Raw genomic sequence first — 21,271 nt, 5'->3', positions numbered from 1 at the left:
GTACGGTGTGAGCGTTGGGCGATGCTTGGAGTGACCGCCTCGGTCAGAACATGTCCCGCTGGTCCCAGTCTCCGTTGAAAATGGCTAGCCAGTGGGGGTGGCCGGCGGTTGCCGGGTCGACCCGGGCCGCCCAGGATGTCAGGCTGCGTCGGGCGTCCCGCTGCTCCGCCGATGTGGTCAGCGTGCTGCGGCGCAAGGACCAATACAGAGACAACAACGTCCAGAACTGGCCGAGGCTGCCGGCGATAAGCAGGTGCCCCGGGCTCTCCTCATCGTCCGAGTCGTGGAAGATTCGGCCCGTCGCTCCGTCCAGCAGCAGATCCTGCCGAACCCATCGGCCGAGGCGGTAGAAAGTACCCGTGCCTTCGGGCCGGGGGACGTCGGCAGGCCAGTCAGCTTCGGGCAGTCCGGTGTCGTCCGGGTCGTCGATATCCGCGAAAGGAAGAAGGTCGTCCAGCGCCGGCATGCCGGTTCCCGTCAGGAAAGCGCGCGCCGCCTCGTCCCACAAGCCGGCAGGAAGCCGCTGAGCAGTGAGCACACTGCGCAGTTCGTCACCGAACACGTCGTCCAACCAGGCGGGTGTGGGGGCGTCCGGGCGAACAGCCTCCTCTGGCACACGCCACAGCGCGGAGCGATTGTGCGTACCCAGCAGAGGGGTATTGCGCCATTCCGGCCCGGTGACAACCCGCCGGCTGTCAGCGACCTGTACGGCGAACACCCCCGCGGCACCACCGAACAGCCACATACCCGAACCGGCGGCGATGAGTGGGCCGACGGACGCCGGTGTTCGGGGCGCGGGAGTTTCGTCCAGGCCAAGAGGTGACGCGACCTCATCGATAGTCCGACCCTCGACACTCTCGACCTCACCCTGCAGGTCATAGCATTCCGCGACCACTACCGGGTCACCGAGCGAAGCGCCATCCCGGAGACGCCAAGGGCGTTCCGTATAGAGACCGTCAGCATCGGTATCGACGTCACACTCGTCCGGCAGTTCGTCCTCGTCGGTTTCGACCTGAGTCACGACGACGGGTTCTTCCCGCAGGGTCCCCACGAGCAATTCGTCGGCACGTGCGTCATCACTCGACGTGGGTCCGAATGCGCCGTACGGGCGCCAACGCGTCCATGTGGTGGCCCACGCCAGCGGCCCGCCGACCTCGGCGAGCAGATCGGCGAACTCGATGTCACCGCGGTTCATCTCGGCCCAGTGCAGCCAGGAAAGCCATTCGTCGTGGTCGGCAGGCTCGACGCCGGCCGACTCCAAGTAACGAACGACGGATGCGTGGGTGCTGTGCGGAACGCCTTCCGGGTAGGACACCGCCAGTCCGGTGAGCAACGTGTGCCGGTCGGCGTCGGCGACAAAGGACGCTTCGTCCATCAGGCTGGGGAGACGACCGGCGGACGCCGCGTGAAGAGGAAGGGCGAAGGCAGCGTAACTGCCGACCGGAGCGTGATCGCGCCAGCGTTCACGCGGGTATCTGTTGACTGTGAGGTCCAGCAGGGCATCGGTCATCTGCTGTTGTTCCTCAGGCGTCGACGGCTGCAATGACCGTACGAGATGGCGGACTCCGTCCTGATGAAAGCCCACACGTTCGTATTCTTCATGGCCTCCCTCTGTGAACAGGACATCCGAGAGGGATGCGGCTATCGTGCGCAAATCCTCCTTGCTCGTAGACAGTTCCAGCGCTGCGCACATCAAAGCCCATACGCGCAGCGGAACATCTCGGCGTCCCGCCATGGCGAGGAGGCGCAACTGCGGGTGTTCCGTGATGAGCGCTTCGGCGGATGGAAGCGCCGAGCGTTCCGCATTCGGTGTCGGTCCCTCCAGCGCAGTGAGGGACAGTCCTGTCGCACGGGCGAGTGGCAACCTGACGAGAGCCTGCTCGGCATCGCACTCGACGACGACCCGGATCGCCCGGCGGCCGTACATCATCAGTCTCGGCACCAGGACGGTGGCAATACGCTCAGCCTCTTGCGAAGTCGCCGAGACGCCCGCCCACTGCACGTTACTGAGCAGCACTGATAAGTGGGCGCCCTGCTGGACTTGCTTGCGGATCGCGTCGTCGAGCGGGTTGACGCGCCGGCGCAGAAAATCGGCGTCATGGCCCCAGGCAGCCAGCAACGCGGCCGCGACATCGCCGGCGCCCCGCCCACGGCAGTCCACGTGGACGGTTCCCGGACGCCGCAAGCGGACCTCCTCCAAGAGCCGCGACTTCCCCACTCCCACGGGACCGGTGACGGGCAGTACCCGGCTGTCTTCCTGCGGCTCGTCCAGCCATCGGACGAGCCACTCGGCTGCAGCATCGAAGTGCACGGCGGACGACTCCGTTCGATTGGGGCGACAGGGACAGCGAGAGGGCGCGGTACTAAGAATGCGTCGTCACGCTCTCCTGTCTCGTTGAGCCGGGCAGCGATGAGTTGGTCACGTAGCGGGCGCCGGTTTCCGTGCCGGAGGACGTCGTCCTGCATCCGTCCCGGATTGGGGCGTTGGGTGAGGAACATTGCTTGAGCACGGCATTGTTCAGCGCCCGAAGCCGGCGCGAGCGAGGCCATACGCTGGTGCGCTCTCCGGGTGGTCGAAGGCGTCGTGAATGTCGCCTTCGCCGCAGTCGGACGAGCCTGCCGAATCCGCCAGCCCGTTCGGGGCGGCCCCGGACGCCCGGCTACAGGCCGTACGTCCAGGCAGGCGAGCGCCCTCCGGTGTCATCAAGGGATTCCAGCCCGCCCTGTATACGCGCGCGCAGCAGAATGCCCTCCAAGCGGTTGCGGTTCAGGCTCAGCATGTGTGCTCCGATGGTGAAGAAATACACCATGGTCACGAAGCGTTCGAGATCTGCGGCCACGATGCAATCCCGGCTCCACCCGGCCGGTTCGTCATCGGCCGGGGAGCGCAGGACCTCACCGTTGGAACCGTCGATCACGACGGTTCCGCCCCACCACTGCCCGATGCGGAAAAACGGACCAGAACCGCCGGGAGCCGGGGCGTCGGCAGGCCAGGGAACGGAGGTGAGCGAGCCCTCTCCCAGCACATCCAGTTTCAGGCCCACCACGTTGACCGGCGGAATGCCGATGTCCGTCAGTACACGCCGTGCTTGGACCGACCGGAGTTCTTCCGGGAGTTGTGCGGCGTGCAAATCCCGGGTGAAATCGGGACCGTAGAGTTCGTCCAACGTGGCACGATCCAGAGGCCCGGCAGGTACGGGGGATGAAGGGCCGGCGGCGTCGTACTCCCAAACCTCGCGCTGGTCTCGGAGGGGGGATAGGGGAAGCGGAGCGGAAGATGAGGAAGGGGCGTCCGTCGGCTCGATCGCTATGACGCCGCCGGGCCCCCCGAGAACAATGAGGCCGCCGACCTTCGTGGAGCAGCTGAGCAGGTCCTCGTTCAGCCCGTTCAGCGCAGACGGCAGGGATGCCTTGCGCAGCGCTTGGGCGGTTAGCGGTGCCGTGCGGCCGTCCGGCCAGGAAAGGGTGTCAGCGACATCCTGAGGGAACTCCTCGGTGAATTGCGGATAAGCGCGTTCGCCGGTTTCCGCTCGCCAGCTGTGCAAGGTCCGGTCGTACTGTCCGAAGCCGACGAGGACCGGATCGTCACGTTGGCACACGACTCCGAGGCTCACGATCGACCCTGGTTCGGTGAACCGTGCCTGGAAACCGCCCGGCGGCCGCCAGTCCGTCCACCGGACCTTCCAGGGCATCCGTACCCCGGAATTCTCTATGGCCTCCGCGAGTGCCTCGTCACCGCGAGCCGTAGCCATCAAATGCAGCCATGCGGACCACTCGCCCTGACTGGACGGCATGACCCCATGGAGATGCGCGAAGAAAGCGTCAGAGACGACGCTGTCGCCCGGTGCGCCTTCCGCCAGGCAGCTGCCGGCATCGAGGAGCGCGTCCTGAGCGACATTGGCAACAAGCCGGCCGTCCGCGACGAACCGGTCGAACTCTCCCGCGTGTACGGCATGCGCGGGCAGCGCCTGCGCGGCATACGCTCCGATGTCGCCGGCGGCCTGCCAGCCCTGGGGATACGAAGAGCCCGCGAATTCGTCCAGCAGCCATTGCATGATCGCGCGGTGCACCGCGCCCGGTTGTTGCCCGGTCGCAGACCCCTCCGCGCCGCGCAGTTCTTCCGCGTCCGCCTCGCGGTGAAAGCGGACAACACCGGATGGCAGGACTTCCAACGCGTCATGACTCTGTGCGAAGGCGATCAGGTCATCAGCGGTGCGGTCGCCTGCGCCGCACGCGCGCGACAACTCGCGCCAAACGGCGATCGGAACCTCGCGCATTTCCGCGAGAGCCAGTGCGCGCAGCTCGGGTGAATGCGTGGCACCGGGTTCTGGCCCGGTCTCGGAAGAAGCGGACGGGCGCGCGGGGGCGGGAAGAAGGTGCCGGGTGCGCGGAAGGTACGGTGCCCGCTGTGCTGAATCGTCGGCGTCCGCTTCGATGACGATGCCCAGTGCGCCGGTCTCGGCGAGGTCGTCCAGGTTGCTGTCGAGGATCCGCCCGGGGTGCGAGGAAAGACGCGTTCGCCCCGCACGCTGACCGTTCAGGATCAAGATCAGCTTTCGCTCCTCGTCGCGGTCGTCGTTGGCCGACCAGTCCCCCTCCTTCGCCGCGACCCAGTCGATCTCCCCTGCTTCCCGGACCGCGGCGTGCAACTCCTCGGCCGTCAAACCTTCGGCATCCAGGACCACGGCTTCGGGCAGTTCGTCGGCCACCCGCAACAGAGCCGCTGTACGGCCCGACCTACGGGGGCCGGTGACCTCGACCACCGCCGGTTCCCACGTCAGATCGTCCTGCCACCAGGACGCCACCTCGGCGACAACCGTCTCGATGGTGACCTTGTGCGGCATACGGCCTCCGTGCGTCGTTTCCGTCGTGTGTCCGCGATCGCCCGAACCGGTACCCGGGATGGTCGGCATCGCCGCCGACGGTCACCCGTACCGGTCTCTTGCGCCGACTCAGGTTACTCTCACAGCAGTTGCGGGATGACCTTGACCCAGGTGTCGCCGATTCCCTTCATGTAGCTCTTGAACTCGTTGGCGACGTCCCTCTCCAGTGCGGTGCGTTTTTTGTCGGTCAGCTTGTCGCGATCCTTGCGTATTTGCTCGATCTTCTTCTCTCGCTGCTTTTCTGTGAGTGAAGAGTCGTCTCGGACATCCTGGATTTTTGGCTCGAACAGATCCCGGATTTTTTGGCGCTCCGCCACACCTACAGGGTCCGAGCGGTAGGTGGTGCTGTAATGCACGGGAACGCCTTCCATCGCCTTGTGCGTACGCAGTCGGTTCGAGCAGTTCGCGTGCCCCTCACCCTTTCCGCACGGCTCCCTCTCGGTGTAAAGGCCCTTCACGGTGACGCGGTCGTTCGGGTCCGCAGAAGCGTTTCGACGGTCGACCTCTTCCAGCAACACCTTTTCGGAGTGACCCGGCGCGAAACCGTGACTTCCCGCCGGGACGGAGGAGTCGACGATGTATTCCACGCTACCGTCCGGCCGTTGCACCTCAAGAACGGCGTAGTTCTTTCCGGTGAAGTCGGGGCGGTGATCTCCTGACGCGTCCAGAAGCGCGTTGAGCCCCGGTCGTTTGTAATGGGACTCGATTCCCTTTTCGGCGTTGTCCTCATTCACGCGCTCCAGGTCGAGATCCCGGCCGGCCACCCGAATGTCGGGCAACAAACCCTGACGGTGTTCGGGCGGCCACTGCGACCGCTCCCGGATGGCGGGGCCGGGCTGGTGCGGGTCACCGGCAGGATTGCCGTCGTCATCCCGCGGTTCGACCGTGGCCGCGTGCTGCTCATGGAACGAGATGCTCATTCGGGCCAGCGCGGCGACCACGGCGCTCCGCTGCCCCTGGTCGAGGTCACTGAAGTCCGGGTCCCGCAGGACGTGGTTCAGCTCTTCCTGGGTGAACGTCATACGGTCATCGGGACCGTGCTTCCTGGCCGTCCGTTCCAGTACCTGGGCGAGCGGGCTTCGCCCGTGCTCGTCCGTTCCCGGGTGGTCGGGATCGGCCCACCGGGACAAGTTGTTGTGCGTGATTTCGGTGTCGGTACGGAAGACCGGGTTTCTGTCGTCCGAGCGCAGATCCCGCTGCGAGTCATCGGGGGCGAGCCCTTGGGGGCTCTCCAGGTTCGGTCCTTCGGAGCCGTCCGGCTTGGTGTTTTCCTGGACGTGCTGTTCCCGAGCGGCTTGCTTTTCCGCCTCGGTCAGACCTGCTGTGCCCTTCTTCGGCTTCTTGGCCGCCCCTGAGTTGTCATCTTCTGCCGGGTGTTTGGCACCGGCGGGCTCATACGGTGGCCGACGCCCGACGCCTGCGGCAGTTGGACCGGTAGTCGTGGCCCGGCCGGGTTGGTCATGCGTAGGAGCGCTCACAGGACGGCGGTTGCTGTCCAGGGGGATGGCGTGGACGCCGTGGTCGCCGTTGTGGAGGGGGCGGTTGCTGCGTTGGCCGGTCTGGGCGTCTACGTAGGTGATCTTGCCCTGGTGGTTGACGACGTTCCAGGCGTGGGCGCGGCCGTGGCGGTCCTGGGTGATGATGACCGCCTGCGAGCCGTGGCCGGCCTGGCGGAGGGTGTTCTCCAGGCGGTTGAAGGCGTCGCGGCCGTTGCCGTAGTCGTTGAAGCGGGCGCCGAGGGTGTTCTCGATGCGGTCGCGGCCGTTGCGTTCGCCGCGGTCGGAAGGGGTGCCGTCGGCATTGAGGTCCGGGGTGCGGTGGGCCGCGGCGGTGGGGTTGCCGGAGTACGTGTCGGCTGCGGCGAGTGCGGCGTCCACGCAGTTGTTGTTACGGCCGGGGGCGTCGGAGCCGGGCTCGTTGATGCGGTTGACCCAGTCGCTGTGTTCGGGATCCGGGTGATGTTCCGGATGGCCGTTCTCGTCCCGGGGGATTGCGTCCGCGACACGCTGCTGGTGCTCGTCGGAAGGACCGTCGAGGCCGCCGGGGCGCTCGCGGTTGCGGGTCTGGGAGGACGGGGTCGGGGCGTCGGGGGCCGGGTGGTTGGGCTGGTCTTGGTGGTGTGGGTGGTGTTGGTCGCCTGTGGGGGGCTGGGCGCTGTCGGGAGAAGGAGTGTGTGGCTGTTGGTGAGAGGCAGGAGTCTGCTGCTGGTGCGGGATGGGGCGGTCGGGCGTTTCGGGGTGGGTGGGGCCTTCGAGACGAGAGTTGTGGGGCGGGTGCTCCGGGCGGGGCTGCTGGGTGTGGTCGTGGATGACCTGCGAGCCGTCGGGGCGACGGTTGTCACGTGGCGGGGTGGTGGGGGTGTCGCGGCGCGGGCCGTCGAGGCGGCGGTTGTAGGCGGGGCGCTCGGGCTGGCGCTGCTGGGTGACGTCGCGGATTGCTTGGGAGCCGTCGGGGCGACGGTTGGTGGGAGAGGAGGACGTGGGGGTGGTGGGGTTAGCGCTGGGAGGGGTGTTGCTGCGGGAGGTGGTGGTGGCGGCTTGTGGGGGTGTGGTGGGGGCGCCCGTGATCGGGCCTGCGGGGGGAGGGGTGTTCTGTTGTGGCTGTTGCGGTGTGGTGGGGGTGGTGGTGCTGGGGTCCGCGTGGTGTTGGGTGGGCGGGGGCGCGGTCATGGTGTCGGCCGACTGGGTGGCGACGCCGATGTCGCTCTCGTCCACCCTCGGCATGGGGTCGCCGGGGGCCGGGTCGCGGTGCTGGATCGGCTGGCCCGAGGACGGTGAGTGCTGAACGGGCGCGCCCTGCGGGGGCGCGCTCATGTGCGGGGTGGAGATACGGCTGCCGCTGCCGGAGTTGTTGTCCGAGGGGGTGCCGGCGTCGGTGGTGGGGTTGGTGGGTGGGTTGCCGGCGATCGGGTCGGGGCCCGGCGGGGTGGGGGAGTTGGAGAGGTCCGGGGACGGCGTGGTGTTGGGGGAGGGGCCGGGCGTAGGGGACGGGCCGGGCGCCGGGGACGGGCTCGGGCCCGGGGTCGGTTGAGTGGCGCCGTTGTCCGGGGTGGGGCGCGCGTGGTCCGAGGTGTTGTCGGGGGAGGAGTGAGTGGTGACGTTGTTGGGGTTGTTGTCCGGGTTGGGGCGAGCTGCGTCCGGGGTGTGGTCAGGGGTCGGTTGTGTGCTGGCGGTGTCCGGGGACGTGTGGCGGTCCGCAGGGGTGTTGTGGTCAGCGGCGGGGGTGTTGTTGCCGTCGGGTGTGCTGGGGTGGGCGCCGCTGTACGGGCTGTGGCTGTCGCCGCCCTGGTAGCCGTCGTCGAAGGGGGAGCGCTGGTCCGGGGGCGGCAGGGGCTGGGTACGGGGAACGTCGCGGTTGCCGTCCGGGCCCGGGGTGGAGCGGTCGGAGGCGGCGGGCGATGGTGAGGGGGTGTTGTTGGAGTTTGAGTCCGTACCGGGGCTGGTGTCGCCGGGGCGGGGGGTGTGGGAGGTGCCTGCGCTTGTGCTTCCGTGGTCGGTGGAGGGGGAGGTCGAACTGCCGCCGGGTCCTGTGTGTGCGCCAGAGCTGCCGCCCGATCCGGAGCTGCCACCGCTGCCGCTGGGCGTGCCTGAGCCGCTACCGCTGCTGCCGGAGCCGCCCGCGTTGGGCCCGTGTCCGGAGCTCGATCCGCCGTCGCCGCCCGTACCCGTACCGGAGCCGGAGCTGGAGCCGCTTCCGGAGCCGGAGCCTGCACCGTGGACGGACCCGGACCCGGACCCGGACCCGGACCCGGACCCGGAGCCGCTGCCCGAGCCCGTGCCGTTGCCAGAGCCGGAGTGAGAGCCGGAGCCGGACCCGCCGCCGTCTCCTGACCCGCCACCAGAACCGTTGCCTCCGCCTCCGCCTCCGCCTGTGCCTGTGCCTCCGTCACCCCCGTCGCCGTGTCCGGCGGCGTTGTCGAGGCCGTGGCGGGCGCGGCGGCCGGCGCGGCTGCCGGCGCCGTCGCGCAGGGATTCGCCGAGGCTTTCGCCGGTGTTCTTCAGGGCGTCCTTGCTGGCCTCGATGCCCTTGTTGGCGGTGCGGCCGAGGTCGTAGCCGTTTTGCGCGCCGAAGTTCTGGTTGACGGTCTGGGCGATGAGGTCGGAGACCATGGCCTCCAGGGCGGAGATGACCGGTTCCTTGGCCGCCTCCATGATGGCGTCCAGGAGTTGCTTGGCGACCTCCTTGAGGATGCGGCGCACCACCTCGCGGGTGGCCAGGGTGCCGGCGGCGGCGCCGATCTCGGACAGGCCCAGGGTGAAGGGGGCGGCGGCCTGGGCGGCGATGATCTCGGCGGCCAGGATCACCAGCTGGGTGATCACGGCGATCTTCATGCCGATGACCAGGGCGGCGGCGGCCTCCAGGGTGCAGGCGATGATCTCGGCGGCCTGGCGGGCGTCGTCGAAGTAGCCGGAGCCGTCGGCGAACTTGTCCCAGGTCTTGCTGAAACCCTCGATGGAGTCGCCCGCGTTCTGCGACAGCACGTTGCTCGCGGCACTGTTGCCACGCGCCTGGTGCCCGGAGACCTCGGCGGCGAACTGACGCCACACCTGCGCGCACTCGATCAGCTTGTCCTCGTCGGCATGCGGCCAGTTGAAGCCCAGCATGTCCAAGACCCACTCCAGCGGATCCGGCAGCATGAGAGACAAGGTGAAGCTCCCCCGTGAAAGTGCGTGTACGGCCCGCCGACGACCGGCGGAGATGGTGACGACGGTGTGGCGGCGTCGGCGGTGGCGTTAGTGGCGAGAAGGGCGGGACGGTGGTGGCGGTGGCGGTGGTGGCGGGCGTGCTCGGGGGCGCGGGGCCGTAGGCCGTAGGCCGTACGCCGGCGCCGGCCGACTGCGCCCCGCGGCCTCAGCGCGGCCGGGGCCCTTCCAGCCGCGAGAAGACCTGCTCCGACCCGCCCGCCTGCGGGTTGGGCACGTGCTGCTTGATCAGCGACTCGCTGAAGTCCTCGCCCTCCGCGTAGTTCTTCGACATCGAGCGCAGCGCCTTGCCGATCTCCTGGAGCTTCGAGGACAGGTGCCCCATCGACTCGTACATGCCGTCGCGTACGCCCTCGTAGACGACGCCGAACTTCTCGCCGATCTCGTCGTCGCCCCACGGCGGCGCGTCCGCCTTGCTGGCGAACGTCGTCAGCCCGCTCATGAACTGCTCACCGAACGACTTCTCCGGCTCCTTCTGGCCGCCACCCGGCGCCGGCGTGCCCGGCGGGCCGGCGCCCAGCGCGCTCAGCCCGTCCATCAGCCGCTTGACCGAGTCCTGGAAGTCCTCACCCAGCTTCACGAAGCTGGTGCCCTCGGCCTTCAGCGACTCCACATCCGTCTGGAAACCGCCTGCTCCCACAACGCCCCCGAGTTGTCCGTGCCGTCATCAGATGCACAAAGAGATGTTCATGCCAAAGTCTTGTCGAAGTCTAGATGTCGCCAAGGTCCGGCCCGAGGTCGGACGCCGGTGCGACGCGATGGCGCGGAGTGCCAGGGGGCGGCGACAGCAGAAGGTGTGGAGGAGGTGGAGGGGACGTGGGTGGTTGGCCGGATATGTGGCCCGGAATGCCGGAATCTGGCATGAATGCCCCTCCTTTGGTGTTGGTCCCGCCGTGGATTGCGCCAGCGATGGTCAACTTAACTCACGTCACTGACACCCGTTCGGTTCTTCTCGACGGCGACGTTCCGGCCAAGTGGAGCGGGTGCGGATGCGGATGCGGGTGCGGATGCGGGTGCCGGAGTAGAAGGAGCAGAAAGGGGGCGCGCGGACGGGCAGCGCGCGCGGGGCGGCTCGTACGTCCGTACGGATGAGGAAGTTGGGCGGCGTCAAGGGGACGTAAGACGACGCCGGTTGGGCAACAGGGGGGCGTCAGGGGCGCGCGGCGCGGCGCGTAGGGGCGGTTGAGTGAACCCACCGACCCTCACCAGGACCCATTCCCAATCAGGTCGCCTGCCAGCAGGCCGGCCCTTCCCCCTCTTCCGTCGCCCCGAAAGTTTCCTTCGCCCCGAAAGCTCCTTTGATGCAGCCCCTGGCTCCGGATCAGCAGCACGACGGTACGACCGCCACCGGCCCCGCCCCGGCGGACGGCGCCGTCAGTACGCGCCTCGCCGAGCCCATCCGGCTCACCGACCTCACCCGCCGCCCCACACATCGGCATCGGCTCCCGGCCCGCGGCGTACTCGACCCCAAGCAGCTCCTCGCCTCCCTCCCCCAGGCGCTCCGCAAGCTGCACCCGAAGGCGCTCGTCCGCAACCCGGTGCTGTTCGTCGTGGCGGCCGGCGCGCTGCTCACCACCCTTTCCGCCCTCCTCGCCCCGAGCGTCTTCGCCTGGACGATCAGTGTCTGGCTCTGGCTGACCGTAGTCTTCGCAAACCTGGCCGAAGCGGTCGCCGAGGGCCGCGGCAAGGCGCAGGCCGAGACGCTGCGGCGGACGCGCAGCGACACCGTCGCGCGTCGGCTGCGCAGTTGGCGGGTGGGGATACCGGAGCGGGAGTACGAGGAGGAGACCGTACCGGCGGCCGATCTCCAGCCGTACGACTTCGTGGTCGTGGACGCGGGGGAGGTGGTGCCCGGCGACGGCGAGGTGGTCGAGGGGGCCGCGTCCGTCGACGAGTCGGCGATCACCGGCGAGTCGGCGCCGGTGATCCGTGAGGCGGGTGGTGACCGCTCCGGTGTCACCGGCGGTACGACGGTGCTGTCCGACCGCATCGTCGTCCGTATCACCTCCCGCCCCGGCAAGACCTTCCTCGACCGCATGATCGCGCTGGTGGAGGGCACCACCCGGCAGAAGACCCCGAACGAGCTGGCGCTGAACATCCTGCTCGCCGCGCTCACCGTCATCTTCCTGCTGGCCGTGGTCTCGCTACAGCCGATGGCCGGTTACGCGGGTGCCGCGCAGCCGCTGACCGTGCTGGTCGCGCTGCTGGTGACGTTGATTCCGACGACCATCGGCGCGCTGCTGTCGGCCATCGGCATCGCCGGGATGGACCGGCTCGTCCAGCGCAACGTACTGGCGCTGTCCGGACGGGCCGTCGAGGCGGCCGGCGACGTGAACACGTTGCTGCTCGACAAGACCGGGACGATCACGCACGGCAACCGCCGCGCCGACTCGTTCGTGCCGCTGGACGGCGTACCGATCGTCCAACTCGCCGACGCCGCCCAGCTCTCCTCGCTCGCCGACGAGACGCCGGAAGGCCGGTCCGTCGTGGAGCTGGCCCAGGAGAAGTACGGGATCCGGGTCCGTACGGAAGGGGAGATGGGGGCCGCGCGCTGGGTGGCGTTCAGCGCGCAGACCCGTATGAGCGGGGTCGACCTGGCCTGGTCGGGCGGGTGTTTGGTGCGCAAGGGAGCGGCCGGGGCGGTACGGGACTGGGTGACGCGGCTGGGCGGGCAGGTGCCGCCGGAGGCGGGCTGGATCGCCGACTCGATCGCCGCGAGCGGTGGTACGCCGCTGCTGGTGGCCGTTGCCGACCGGCACGGCGCGCGGGTGCTCGGGGCCGTCCACCTGAAGGACGTGGTCAAGGACGGCATCGCGCGCCGGTTCGCGGAGCTGCGGGCCATGGGCATCAAGACGGTGATGGTCACCGGCGACAACCCGCTGACCGCCAGGTCCATCGCGGCGGAGGCGGGCGTCGACGACTACCTGGCGGAGGCCACGCCCGAGGACAAGCTGGCGCGGATCCGGCAGGAGCAGGCGGGCGGCAACCTCGTCGCGATGACGGGCGACGGGACGAACGACGCGCCCGCGCTCGCCCAGGCGGACGTGGGCGTGGCCATGAACACCGGCACCTCCGCGGCGAAAGAGGCCGGGAACATGGTGGACCTGGACTCCAACCCCACCAAACTCATCGAGATCGTCGCCGTCGGCAAGCAGCTGCTGATCACCCGCGGCGCGCTGACGACCTTCTCGATCTGCAACGACGTGGCGAAGTACTTCGCGATCGTGCCCGCCATGTTCACCGCCGCCTATCCGGGGCTCGGAGCGCTCAACATCATGGGCCTGCACAGTCCGACCTCGGCCATCGCCTCGGCCATCATCTTCAACGCACTGATCATCGTGGTGCTGATCCCGCTGGCCCTGCGCGGCGTCCGCTACCAGCCGGCCTCGGCGCACGCGATGCTCCGGCGCAACCTCGGGGTGTACGGGCTGGGCGGTCTCGTCGCGCCGTTCCTGGGCATCAAGCTCATCGACTTGGTACTCCAGTTGGTGCCCGGCATCTGAGGAAACGGGGCGGCGGTGCCGGGACCGCCGCCCTACCGGGGCGCGTCCAGGGCCTTGAGCGCGAACCAGAGTTCCATGCGTACGTCGGCGTCGTCGAGGTCCGTTTCGAGCAGCCGCGTGATGCGGGTGATGCGCTGGCGGACGGTGTTGCGGTGCACGGCCAGGGCGGTGGCGGTGCGGTCCCAGCTGCCGTGCTGCGAGATCCAGGCGCGCAGGGTGGCGAGCAGGTCGGGGGAGTCCAGGAGCGGCCCCAGGTGTTCGCGGGCGTGGGCTTCGGCGTCGGGCGGCGCGACGAGGGCCGAGACGCTGTGCGGGCCGGTGACGCGGTGGCGGGCCAGTGGAGCGCGGCGGGCGAGGGCGCGGCGGAGGGCAGTCGCGGCGTGCCGGTCGGCGACGGGCAGGTCGGCGACGGGTACGGGTTCGCCGGCGCCGAGCGTCCAGCCGGGTGTGGCGGCGAGGCGGGCGGCGTCTCCGGGGACCAGGGCTCGCACGACGGGACAGGGCGAGGTCGGGTCCGGTGGCGGGCCGGGGTCGATCAACGACGTACCCAGGGCCGTGCCCAACGCTTCGACGGAGGCGTCGCTGTCGCGGCGGCGCTGGGCGTGTACGACCGTCCAGCGGGCGGAGGTGAGCAGCGGAGCAGCGTCGGACGGGCTCGCGCCAAGCAACATACGGGTCAGCGCGGCGCGTTGTCCGGCGAGCGTTCCCGCCGCCGTCGCCGTGCCACCAGGCCCGCCGCCCTGCCCCGTGATCAAGGAGAGCAGGACCGCCGCGACTCCTGTGACGGTGTGGGCGGTTGCGTCGTACGGGCGTGAAGCGATGGCGAGAACGGGGGCGGGCGCGGCCCGCGGGACGGGTGAGTCGCCGGAGGCCGGGCCCGTGAGGGCGTAAACGGCGAGGTGGGTGCCGTCGGCGAGGGTGTCGGTGGCCGAGGACGGGGTGAGGTGCCAGGTCGGGAGGGTGGATCGCTCGTCGTGCTCGTCCGGGGTGACGATGCGGACCAGGCGTACGGCGGCGGCGCGGCAGGCGGGGTCGGGCGCCGGTCCCGCCGTGGCGAGTTCACCGCCGCCCGGGGCCAGCAGGGCAGTCCACCCACCGGTGTGACGGGACAGGGCACGCAGGACGGCGGGAGCGGGATCGGGCCGGGCGGCCGCGGCCGACAGGGCGCGCTGGGCCTCGCTGAGGCGGGTCAGCTCCCGGTGCCGCGCCTCGGTCACGGCCTGCCACACCGCGCTCTCGACCGCGGTGAACGGCGTGTCCGGCGGCACCTCCAGCAGCGGCAGGCCGTGCCGGTCGCAGGCGTCCAGGAGGGCGGCCGGCACGGCGTCGTGGACCGGCAGGACACCGAAGCCGAGCGCGGCGGCCCCGGCCGCGAGGCTCCGCCGCACGTAACCGTCGAGGTACGTACCGGGTCCCGCGTCCGCGGCCACCGTCGGGTCGAAGTGGACGCCCGCCGTGAGCAGCAGTTCGCCGCCCAGCAGGTACGGGACCGGGTCGGCCATCTCGGACGTGTGCACCCAGTGGACCACGGCGTCCGGCGCTCCGCGCGGCCCCGCTACCTGCCGCAGGCCCAGGTCCGTGCGGTCGAGCAGCGTGGAGAGGGGGACGGCCGGGGTAGGGGGAGCCGCCGCCCGGTGCGGTGCCGGAGCGGGCCGGCGCGAAGACGAGTGCAGCATGTGCGAACCATCCACTCAGGGGAGGCAGGGTGGAGGAAAAGTACACTTCAACGCCGCCCGAACGCCTCCTAGGGTCAACCCGCGAGACTCCTCCCACCCCGGCCCACCGCCGGGGCCCCTCGGTGCGGCGTGAAGGGATGGCCCATGGCCGTGGACTATGCGGTGATTGCCGCTTATCTGGCCGGAATGCTCGCGATGGGCTGGTGGGGCATGCGCCGCGCCAGGTCGAAGAGCGAATTCCTGGTCGCGGGGCGGCGCCTGGGGCCCGCGATGTACTCGGGGACCATGGCCGCGATCGTCCTCGGCGGCGCGTCCACGATCGGCGGAGTCGGGCTGGGCTACCAGCACGGCCTGTCGGGCGCGTGGATGGTCTTCACCATCGGGCTCGGCCTGCTGGCGCTGAGCGTGTTCTTCTCCGCCCGCATCGCCCGGCTGAAGGTCTACACGGTCTCCGAGATGCTCGACCTGCGGTACGGCGGCTCCGCGGGCGTGATCTCGGGCATCGTGATGTGGGCGTACACGCTGATGCTGGCGGTGACCTCCACCATCGCGTACGCCACCATCTTCGACGTGCTGTTCGACCTGGACCGCACGGTCTCGATCGTGCTGGGCGGCGTGATCGTCGTCGCGTACTCGACGCTCGGCGGCATGTGGTCGATCACCTTGACGGACATGGTGCAGTTCGTCGTCAAGACGATCGGGGTGCTGCTGCTCCTGCTGCCGGTCGCGGTCGTCAAGGCGGGCGGCTTCGCCGAAATGAAGGCCCGGTTGCCGCACGAGTACTTCGCCCCGCTGGGCATCGGCGGCCAGACCGTCTTCACGTACGTGCTGATCTACACCTTCGGCATGCTGATCGGCCAGGACATCTGGCAGCGGGTGTTCACCGCGCGCAGCGACCGGGTCGCCCGGCTGGGCGGCACGGCGGCCGGCACGTACTGCCTGCTCTACGCGCTCGCCGGCGCCGTCATAGGCACCGCGGCCAAGGTGCTGTACCCCGAACTGGGCAGCCCCGACGACGCGTTCGCCACGATCGTGACGGACGCGCTGCCGGTCGGTGTGCGCGGCCTGGTCCTGGCGGCGGCGCTGTCGGCCGTGATGTCCACGTCGTCCGGAGCGCTGATCGCCTGCGCGACGGTGGCCAACAACGACATCTGGGCCCGGCTCCGCAGGGCTCTGCCGGACCGCGGCCCCGGCCATGACGAGGTGCGCGGCAACCGCGCGTTCATCCTGATCATGGGCGTGGCCGTGATCGGTGCCGCGATCGTGCTCAACGACGTCGTACAGGCCCTGACCGTCGCGTACAACCTGCTGGTCGGCGGGCTGCTGGTGCCCATCCTGGGCGGCCTGGTGTGGCGACGCGGAACGGGTACGGGGGCGCTCGCCGCCATCGTGACAGGCGGCGGGACGGTCGTCGGGCTGATGGCCGCGTTCGGAGCCTTGGCCAACGAACCGATCGCTTACGGGTTGCCGGCATCTCTGGGCGTGTACGTGGCGGTAAGCCTGGCGACGAAACCGACGGACGCCGCGATCTTGGCGAAGTGGCGGGAGAGGGTGGGACATCCCGCCGGCGGCCCGCCCTCGGGCGGTGCCCCTCAGCAATCCATGGAAAACGCGGCGGAAGGCGGACCCCGGTCATGAGCAGCGTCACCAAGCCGTCGGCAGCGCCGCGGCGCACCGGAGGCGACCTGGTCGTCGAGTCGCTGGCGGCGCTCGGCGCGGACACCGTCTTCGGGCTGCCCGGACAGCACGCGCTCGGCGCCTTCGACGCCCTGCGCCGCTCCGATCTGCGCTACGTCGGGCTCCGGACCGAGAACAACGCGGGTTTCGCCGCCGACGCCTACGCCCGTACGACACGCGGCGTCGCGCCCCTGCTGGTCTCCACCGGGCCCGGCGCGCTGATGACGCTCCCCGCGCTCCAGGAGGCCGCGGCCGCTTCGGCCGCCGTACTGGCCATCGGCAGCCAGGTCCCGGTTGCGGGGCTCGGTGGCGGACGCCACGGGTACCTGCACGAACTGCCCGACCAGAGCGCGTCTTTCCGCGGCGTGGTGAAGTCGGTGCACACGGTGCGTACGGCGTCGCAGATTCCGTCGGCGGTGGCCGAGGCGTGGGCGTCGGCGGCGAGTGTCCCGCACGGGCCGGTGTGGCTGGAGATCCCGCAGGACGTGCTGCTGGCACCGGTGGACGTGCCGGCGGTCGCGGAACTCACGGCCACCGTAGGGAAACCTGAGCCGCGCGGCGAGCTGATCGCGGAAGCCGCGCGCCGGCTCTCCGAGGCGGACCGCCCGGTGATCTTGGCGGGCGGGGGTGTCGTACGAGCGGGCGCCGAGGCCGCCTTGCTGGCTCTCGCGGAGAAGCTGGGCGCGCCGGTGGCCACGACGTTCGGCGGCAAGGGGGCGTTCCCCTGGGAGCACCCGCTCTCCCTCCAGTCCTGGCTGGAGGACCGGCACACGACCGACTTCCTGGAGGACGCGGACGTCCTCCTCGTCGTCGGCTCCGGGCTCGGCGAACTCTCCTCGAACTACCACACCTTCCGCCCCCGCGGCCGCGTCGTCCAGGTCGAGGCCGACCTCGGCAAACTGGAGGCCAACCACGCCGCGCTGGGCATCCACGCCGACGCGCGGCTCGCCCTGGATCAGCTGGCGGCCGCCGTGCGCGACCGGGCCCGGGAAGCGGAAGCGGGCAGTCCGGCCCGTACGGAGCCGGCGGCCGAAGCGGTCGCCGGTGTGCTCCGCCGCGTACGGAAACGGATCGACGGGCAGGGGCTGGAACCGGAGCAGGCCGTGCTGGCCGCCGTGCGCGACGCGCTGCCCGACACGGCGCCCAGCTTCTGGGACATGACGATCCTCGGCTACTGGGCCTGGTCCGCCTTCGACCCGCGGACGGCGAACGCCATGCACTCCGCCCAGGGCGCCGGCGGCCTCGGCTACGGCTTCCCGGCAGCGCTCGGCGCCGCCGTCGCCGACCCGGGCCGCCCCACGCTGGCCGTCTCCGGTGACGGCGGCGCCATGTACTCGATCGCCGAACTGGCCACCGCCCGCCAGTACGGCCTGCCGGTCACCTGGCTCATCGTGGACGACGGCGGCTACGGCATCCTGCGCGAGTACATGACCGACGCCTTCGGGCAGGCGACCGCCACCGAACTCGTCCGCCCCGACTTCGTGGCCCTCGCGCGGTCCTTCGGCGTACCGGCGGTCCGTACGAGTCCGGAAGACCTGCGGGCCGACCTGGCCGCGGCCCTCGCCGACCCGGGCCCTTCCGTGGTCGTCCTCCCCGCCCGGTTGCGGATGTTCGCGCCGACGCATCTGGGTACGGGGGCGGACTGACACGAGGCGGAAGGAGCGGGCCCCGGACCGTACCGGCGGGGCCCGCTCCACGCGGTCAGGACCGGGGTGCGCCGGGCCCGGCCGGAACCGGCGGCCACGGAACGCCGGCCAGCGCCGGGAGCAGCTGCTCCTCTTCATAGGCGAGGTGAGCCAGCAGCTCCTGCGTCATCCGCTCCAGCTCGGCGCGGAAACGCGCTGGATCGGCACTGCCGATGTCGGCGAGCAGAGCGAGCAGTTCGCCCTGGAGGCGGGCGAGGGTCCGGTGCTCCTCCTGGAGCCGGTCGAGGGCGGGCCGGAGCTCCGGGTGATAGCGGGCGACGGCGGGGAACACGTGCCCGTCCTCGCCGGTGTGGTGGAATTCCAGGCTCTGGCAGAACGCCAGGCAGTGCTGCCGTATCTGCATACCGAGCCCCGGCGCCGGCGGTGCGCCGGGCCCCTGGTGAGCCGCCGACGCCGCGAGATGCGCCTCGGCTTCCTCCCGTACGTGCCGCAACTGCGCGCGCAGCCACGTGTGGACCTGCACGAGTTTGCCGGCAAGAGAGGTGACCTCGCGGGGAAGCTCCCCGTCCGCTTCCTGGTACTCGGGCTCGGCGGGTTCCAGTACGACGACCGGAAGGGTACGGGCGGTCCCGGCCTGGTAGTCGCCGTACCCGGGAACCTCGCGCACCACCTGCTCGAACAGCCGGTCACGGCTTTCGCCCTCGGCGGGCACCGCGATCGCCTCGTACGTCTCGGTGCCCACCTCCACCTGCACTTGGGGGCGGGCGAGCAGGTTGTGGTACCAGTCGGGGTGGCGGGGCGCGCCGAGGTTGGAACCGACGACGAGCAGCAGGCCGTTGTGGCGGACGTAGCCGAGGGGCACGGTGCACGGCTTGCCCGTCCTCGCGCCGGTGGTGGTCAGCAGGAGGAGGTCACCGCCTTCGAAGGGGCCGCCGACTTTCCCCCCGTTGGCTCGGAACTCCTCGATGACCGATTGATTGAAGGAATTGGGCGTGAAGGGGCCGGATTTGTGGGAACTGGACATGCTGGTGTCGCTCTCCATGAAGCGTGGTCCGCGGGCGCGCCCTGATCGAGGGCCGACGTCTCCGCGGGAAAAGCGGATGTGGAAGGGAAAGGCGCACACAGCGCGAAGCCACCGCACGCGGACCTGGTCCGGGCAGAACGCCGACCACCGGTCACGACGACCGGTCACGGAATACGGGTACGGGGAGCGCTTGGCGCGGTGAGGTCAGGCTCGGCCTGTGGAGTGTGAACTCATGGCGTCGTCCCTGGAAGAAAGGTGTGTCGCCCGACTGCCGGCCGGCCCACTGCTCTTTGACCGACGTCACGCGCACACGCATTCCCATTAGATCCGTTTACGGACATGGGCGTCAACACGATGACCGCGGCGTCTCCCCGTACACCGGCTGCCACATCGCGTCCTGGACCGCCTGTACGACATCACCGGGGGCGACGCGTGCGACCCCGTCGGCGACGGCCGCCCGTACCACCGCCACCGCGACGGCCGCCGAACAGGCGCGCAGATTCTCCACCTGCGGCAGCAGCGGCGCTCCCGGCCCGCCACCCGCGACCTGTCCGGCGACCGCGTCCGCCGCGGCGAGGAGCATGCCGGGCGTCAGCCGCTCGGCGCGCGACACCACGACGCCCAGTCCGACACCGGGATAGACGAGAGCGTTGTTGGCCTGGCCGATGACGTGCCGTACGCCGTCGATCTCCACGGGATCCACCGGGACGCCGGCCGTCGTCAGCGCCTTTCCGCCGGTCCAGCGCAGCAGGTCGGCGGGTGTGGCTTCCATCTTCTCGGTGGGGTTGGAGAGCGGGAAGACGACCGGCCGCTCGACGTGGTCCGCCATCTCCTCCACGATCTCCCGGGTGAAGGCGCCGCGCACGGTCGAGGTGCCGATGAGGACGGTCGGGCGCACGTTCCGTACGGTCGTCAGCAGATCGACGCCCTCCCGGGACGCCTCGCCGCCCGCCGGGCCTTCGGCCGTCCCACCGCCCGCCGGACCGTCAGTTGCCCCGCCGCCCGACCAGTCCGCGATTTCGTCCACCGGCCGCGCGTACGCGCGCTGGTAGTCGCGCAGCCCGTCCATGTCGTCGAGCAACAGCCCCGGCCGGTCGACCAGCCAGACGCGGCGGGTGGCCTCGCCCGCGTCCAAGCCGTCGCGGATCATCGCCTCGCGCAACTGGTCGGCGATGCCCACCCCGGCGGTCCCCGCGCCGAAGACCACGACGCGCTGGTCGCGGAAGTGCGACCCGGTGACGTCCAGGGCGGTCCGGACGGCCGCGAGAGTGATGGCGCCGGTTCCCTGCATGTCGTCGTTGAACATGCGGTAACGCTCGCCGTACTGCTCCAGAAAGCGCCGGGCATTGCCCGCGCCGAAATCCTCGAAGTGCAGCAGCGCGTTCGGGTAAAGGGAAGAGACCGTGTCCAAGTACGCGGCGACGAACGCGTCGTAGCGCGCGCCGCGCGTCCGGCTGTGCCGTACGCCGAGGTACAGCGGATCGTTGAGCAGCGTCTCGTTGTCGGTGCCGACATCGAGGACCACCGGAAGACAGCGCGCGGGGTCGATGCCCGCGGCCGCCGTGTAGACCGCCAGCTTGCCCACCGAGATCTGGATGCCGTGCACGCCCCAGTCGCCGATGCCGAGAATCTGCTCGGCGTCGGTGACGACCAGCAGGTCCACCGCGTCGGGGCCGAGATCCAGCTCCTCGAACGAGCGGCGCAGGTCCTGAGGGCGGTCGATGGAGAGAAAAACGCCGCGCGGGCGCCGGTACTCGTGGCTGTAGGTCTTGATCGCCTCGCCCACGGTCGGGTCGTAGACGATGGGCAGCAGTTCCTTCAGGTGATCGGTGAGCAGCCGGTAGTACAGGACCTCGTTGCGGTCGTGCAGCTGCTCAAGGTTGATGTACGCCGCCAGGTCGCCGGGCTGGCGGCGCAGCTGCTCGTACGCGCGCCGCGCCTGCTCGTCCAGGGTGAGCACCGCGTCGGGCAGCCTGCCGACGAGGCCCAGGCGGTCGCGTTCGGCCGCGGTGAAGGCGGTGCCACGGTTGGCCAGCGGATCGCTCATCACCCACGGCAGCCTGCCCATCCGCCACACCCGCTTCCGTATCGACGCCGCTCACCGACCCTGCGCGCCGGGCGCTGCCCGGCTGCCCGGCCGGTACGTCGCCCGCCGGGCC

At 70.2% G+C, this 21,271-nt stretch carries 10 protein-coding genes; 3 read left to right on the top strand and 7 right to left on the bottom strand.

The window, feature by feature from the left end:
• Window positions 1-43: 43 nt before the first annotated feature.
• From ACH4OW_RS13585 to ACH4OW_RS13570, 4 genes are all read right to left on the bottom strand, one after another.
• Window positions 44-2,311 (bottom strand): ATP-binding protein, encoded by a 2,268-nt coding sequence (locus tag ACH4OW_RS13585; RefSeq protein ID WP_398027478.1) that lies wholly within the window; start codon window positions 2,309-2,311, stop codon window positions 44-46.
• 349 nt (window positions 2,312-2,660) lie between these two features.
• Window positions 2,661-4,844, bottom strand: coding sequence for an SUKH-4 family immunity protein (locus ACH4OW_RS13580; protein ID WP_398027476.1), 2,184 nt, complete (start codon window positions 4,842-4,844; stop codon window positions 2,661-2,663).
• Between the two features lie 119 nt (window positions 4,845-4,963).
• Window positions 4,964-9,520: a toxin glutamine deamidase domain-containing protein gene (locus ACH4OW_RS13575; protein ID WP_398027474.1), complete on the bottom strand. Its 4,557-nt coding sequence runs from the start codon at window positions 9,518-9,520 to the stop codon at window positions 4,964-4,966.
• 214 nt (window positions 9,521-9,734) lie between these two features.
• Window positions 9,735-10,199 carry a hypothetical protein gene (locus ACH4OW_RS13570; protein WP_360122885.1) on the bottom strand — a complete coding sequence of 155 codons (465 nt, stop codon included), beginning with the start codon at window positions 10,197-10,199 and terminating at the stop codon, window positions 9,735-9,737.
• Between the two features lie 688 nt (window positions 10,200-10,887).
• On the opposite strand from ACH4OW_RS13570, the gene kdpB reads away from it, so the two are divergent.
• Window positions 10,888-13,089: a potassium-transporting ATPase subunit KdpB gene (kdpB, locus tag ACH4OW_RS13565; RefSeq protein ID WP_398027472.1), complete on the top strand. Its 2,202-nt coding sequence runs from the start codon at window positions 10,888-10,890 to the stop codon at window positions 13,087-13,089.
• A gap of 32 nt (window positions 13,090-13,121) precedes the next feature.
• Here the strand turns inward: kdpB and ACH4OW_RS13560 are convergent, their stop codons facing one another.
• The gene (locus tag ACH4OW_RS13560) at window positions 13,122-14,765 is read right to left on the bottom strand and encodes a PucR family transcriptional regulator (protein WP_398027470.1); all 1,644 of its coding nucleotides are present in this window, start codon (window positions 14,763-14,765) and stop codon (window positions 13,122-13,124) included.
• A 144-nt stretch (window positions 14,766-14,909) separates the two neighbouring features.
• On the opposite strand from ACH4OW_RS13560, the gene ACH4OW_RS13555 reads away from it, so the two are divergent.
• Both ACH4OW_RS13555 and ACH4OW_RS13550 read left to right on the top strand, forming a co-directional pair.
• Entirely contained in the window at window positions 14,910-16,403 is a 1,494-nt protein-coding gene (locus ACH4OW_RS13555) for a sodium:solute symporter (RefSeq protein ID WP_398027468.1), read from the top strand.
• On the top strand, window positions 16,400-18,088 hold the full coding sequence (locus ACH4OW_RS13550; RefSeq protein ID WP_398027466.1) for a thiamine pyrophosphate-binding protein: 1,689 nt from the start codon (window positions 16,400-16,402) through the stop codon (window positions 18,086-18,088). Before ACH4OW_RS13555 ends, ACH4OW_RS13550 begins: the two co-directional genes overlap by 4 nt.
• A 55-nt stretch (window positions 18,089-18,143) precedes the next feature.
• Here ACH4OW_RS13550 and ACH4OW_RS13545 read toward each other — a convergent pair whose 3' ends face one another.
• Together ACH4OW_RS13545 and ACH4OW_RS13540 are read right to left on the bottom strand one after the other, a co-directional pair.
• The gene (locus tag ACH4OW_RS13545; protein ID WP_398027464.1) at window positions 18,144-19,112 is read right to left on the bottom strand and encodes a nitroreductase/quinone reductase family protein; all 969 of its coding nucleotides are present in this window, start codon (window positions 19,110-19,112) and stop codon (window positions 18,144-18,146) included.
• Between the two features lie 346 nt (window positions 19,113-19,458).
• Window positions 19,459-21,180, bottom strand: coding sequence for an NAD-dependent malic enzyme (locus ACH4OW_RS13540; RefSeq protein WP_398027462.1), 1,722 nt, complete (start codon window positions 21,178-21,180; stop codon window positions 19,459-19,461).
• Window positions 21,181-21,271: the final 91 nt, after the last annotated feature.

The sequence above is a fragment of the Streptomyces sp. NPDC017056 genome, from assembly GCF_044332485.1.
Taxonomy (GTDB): domain Bacteria; phylum Actinomycetota; class Actinomycetes; order Streptomycetales; family Streptomycetaceae; genus Streptomyces.
The sequence above is the reverse complement of the archived record's forward strand: the minus strand, read 5'-3'. Positions and strand labels throughout refer to the sequence as shown.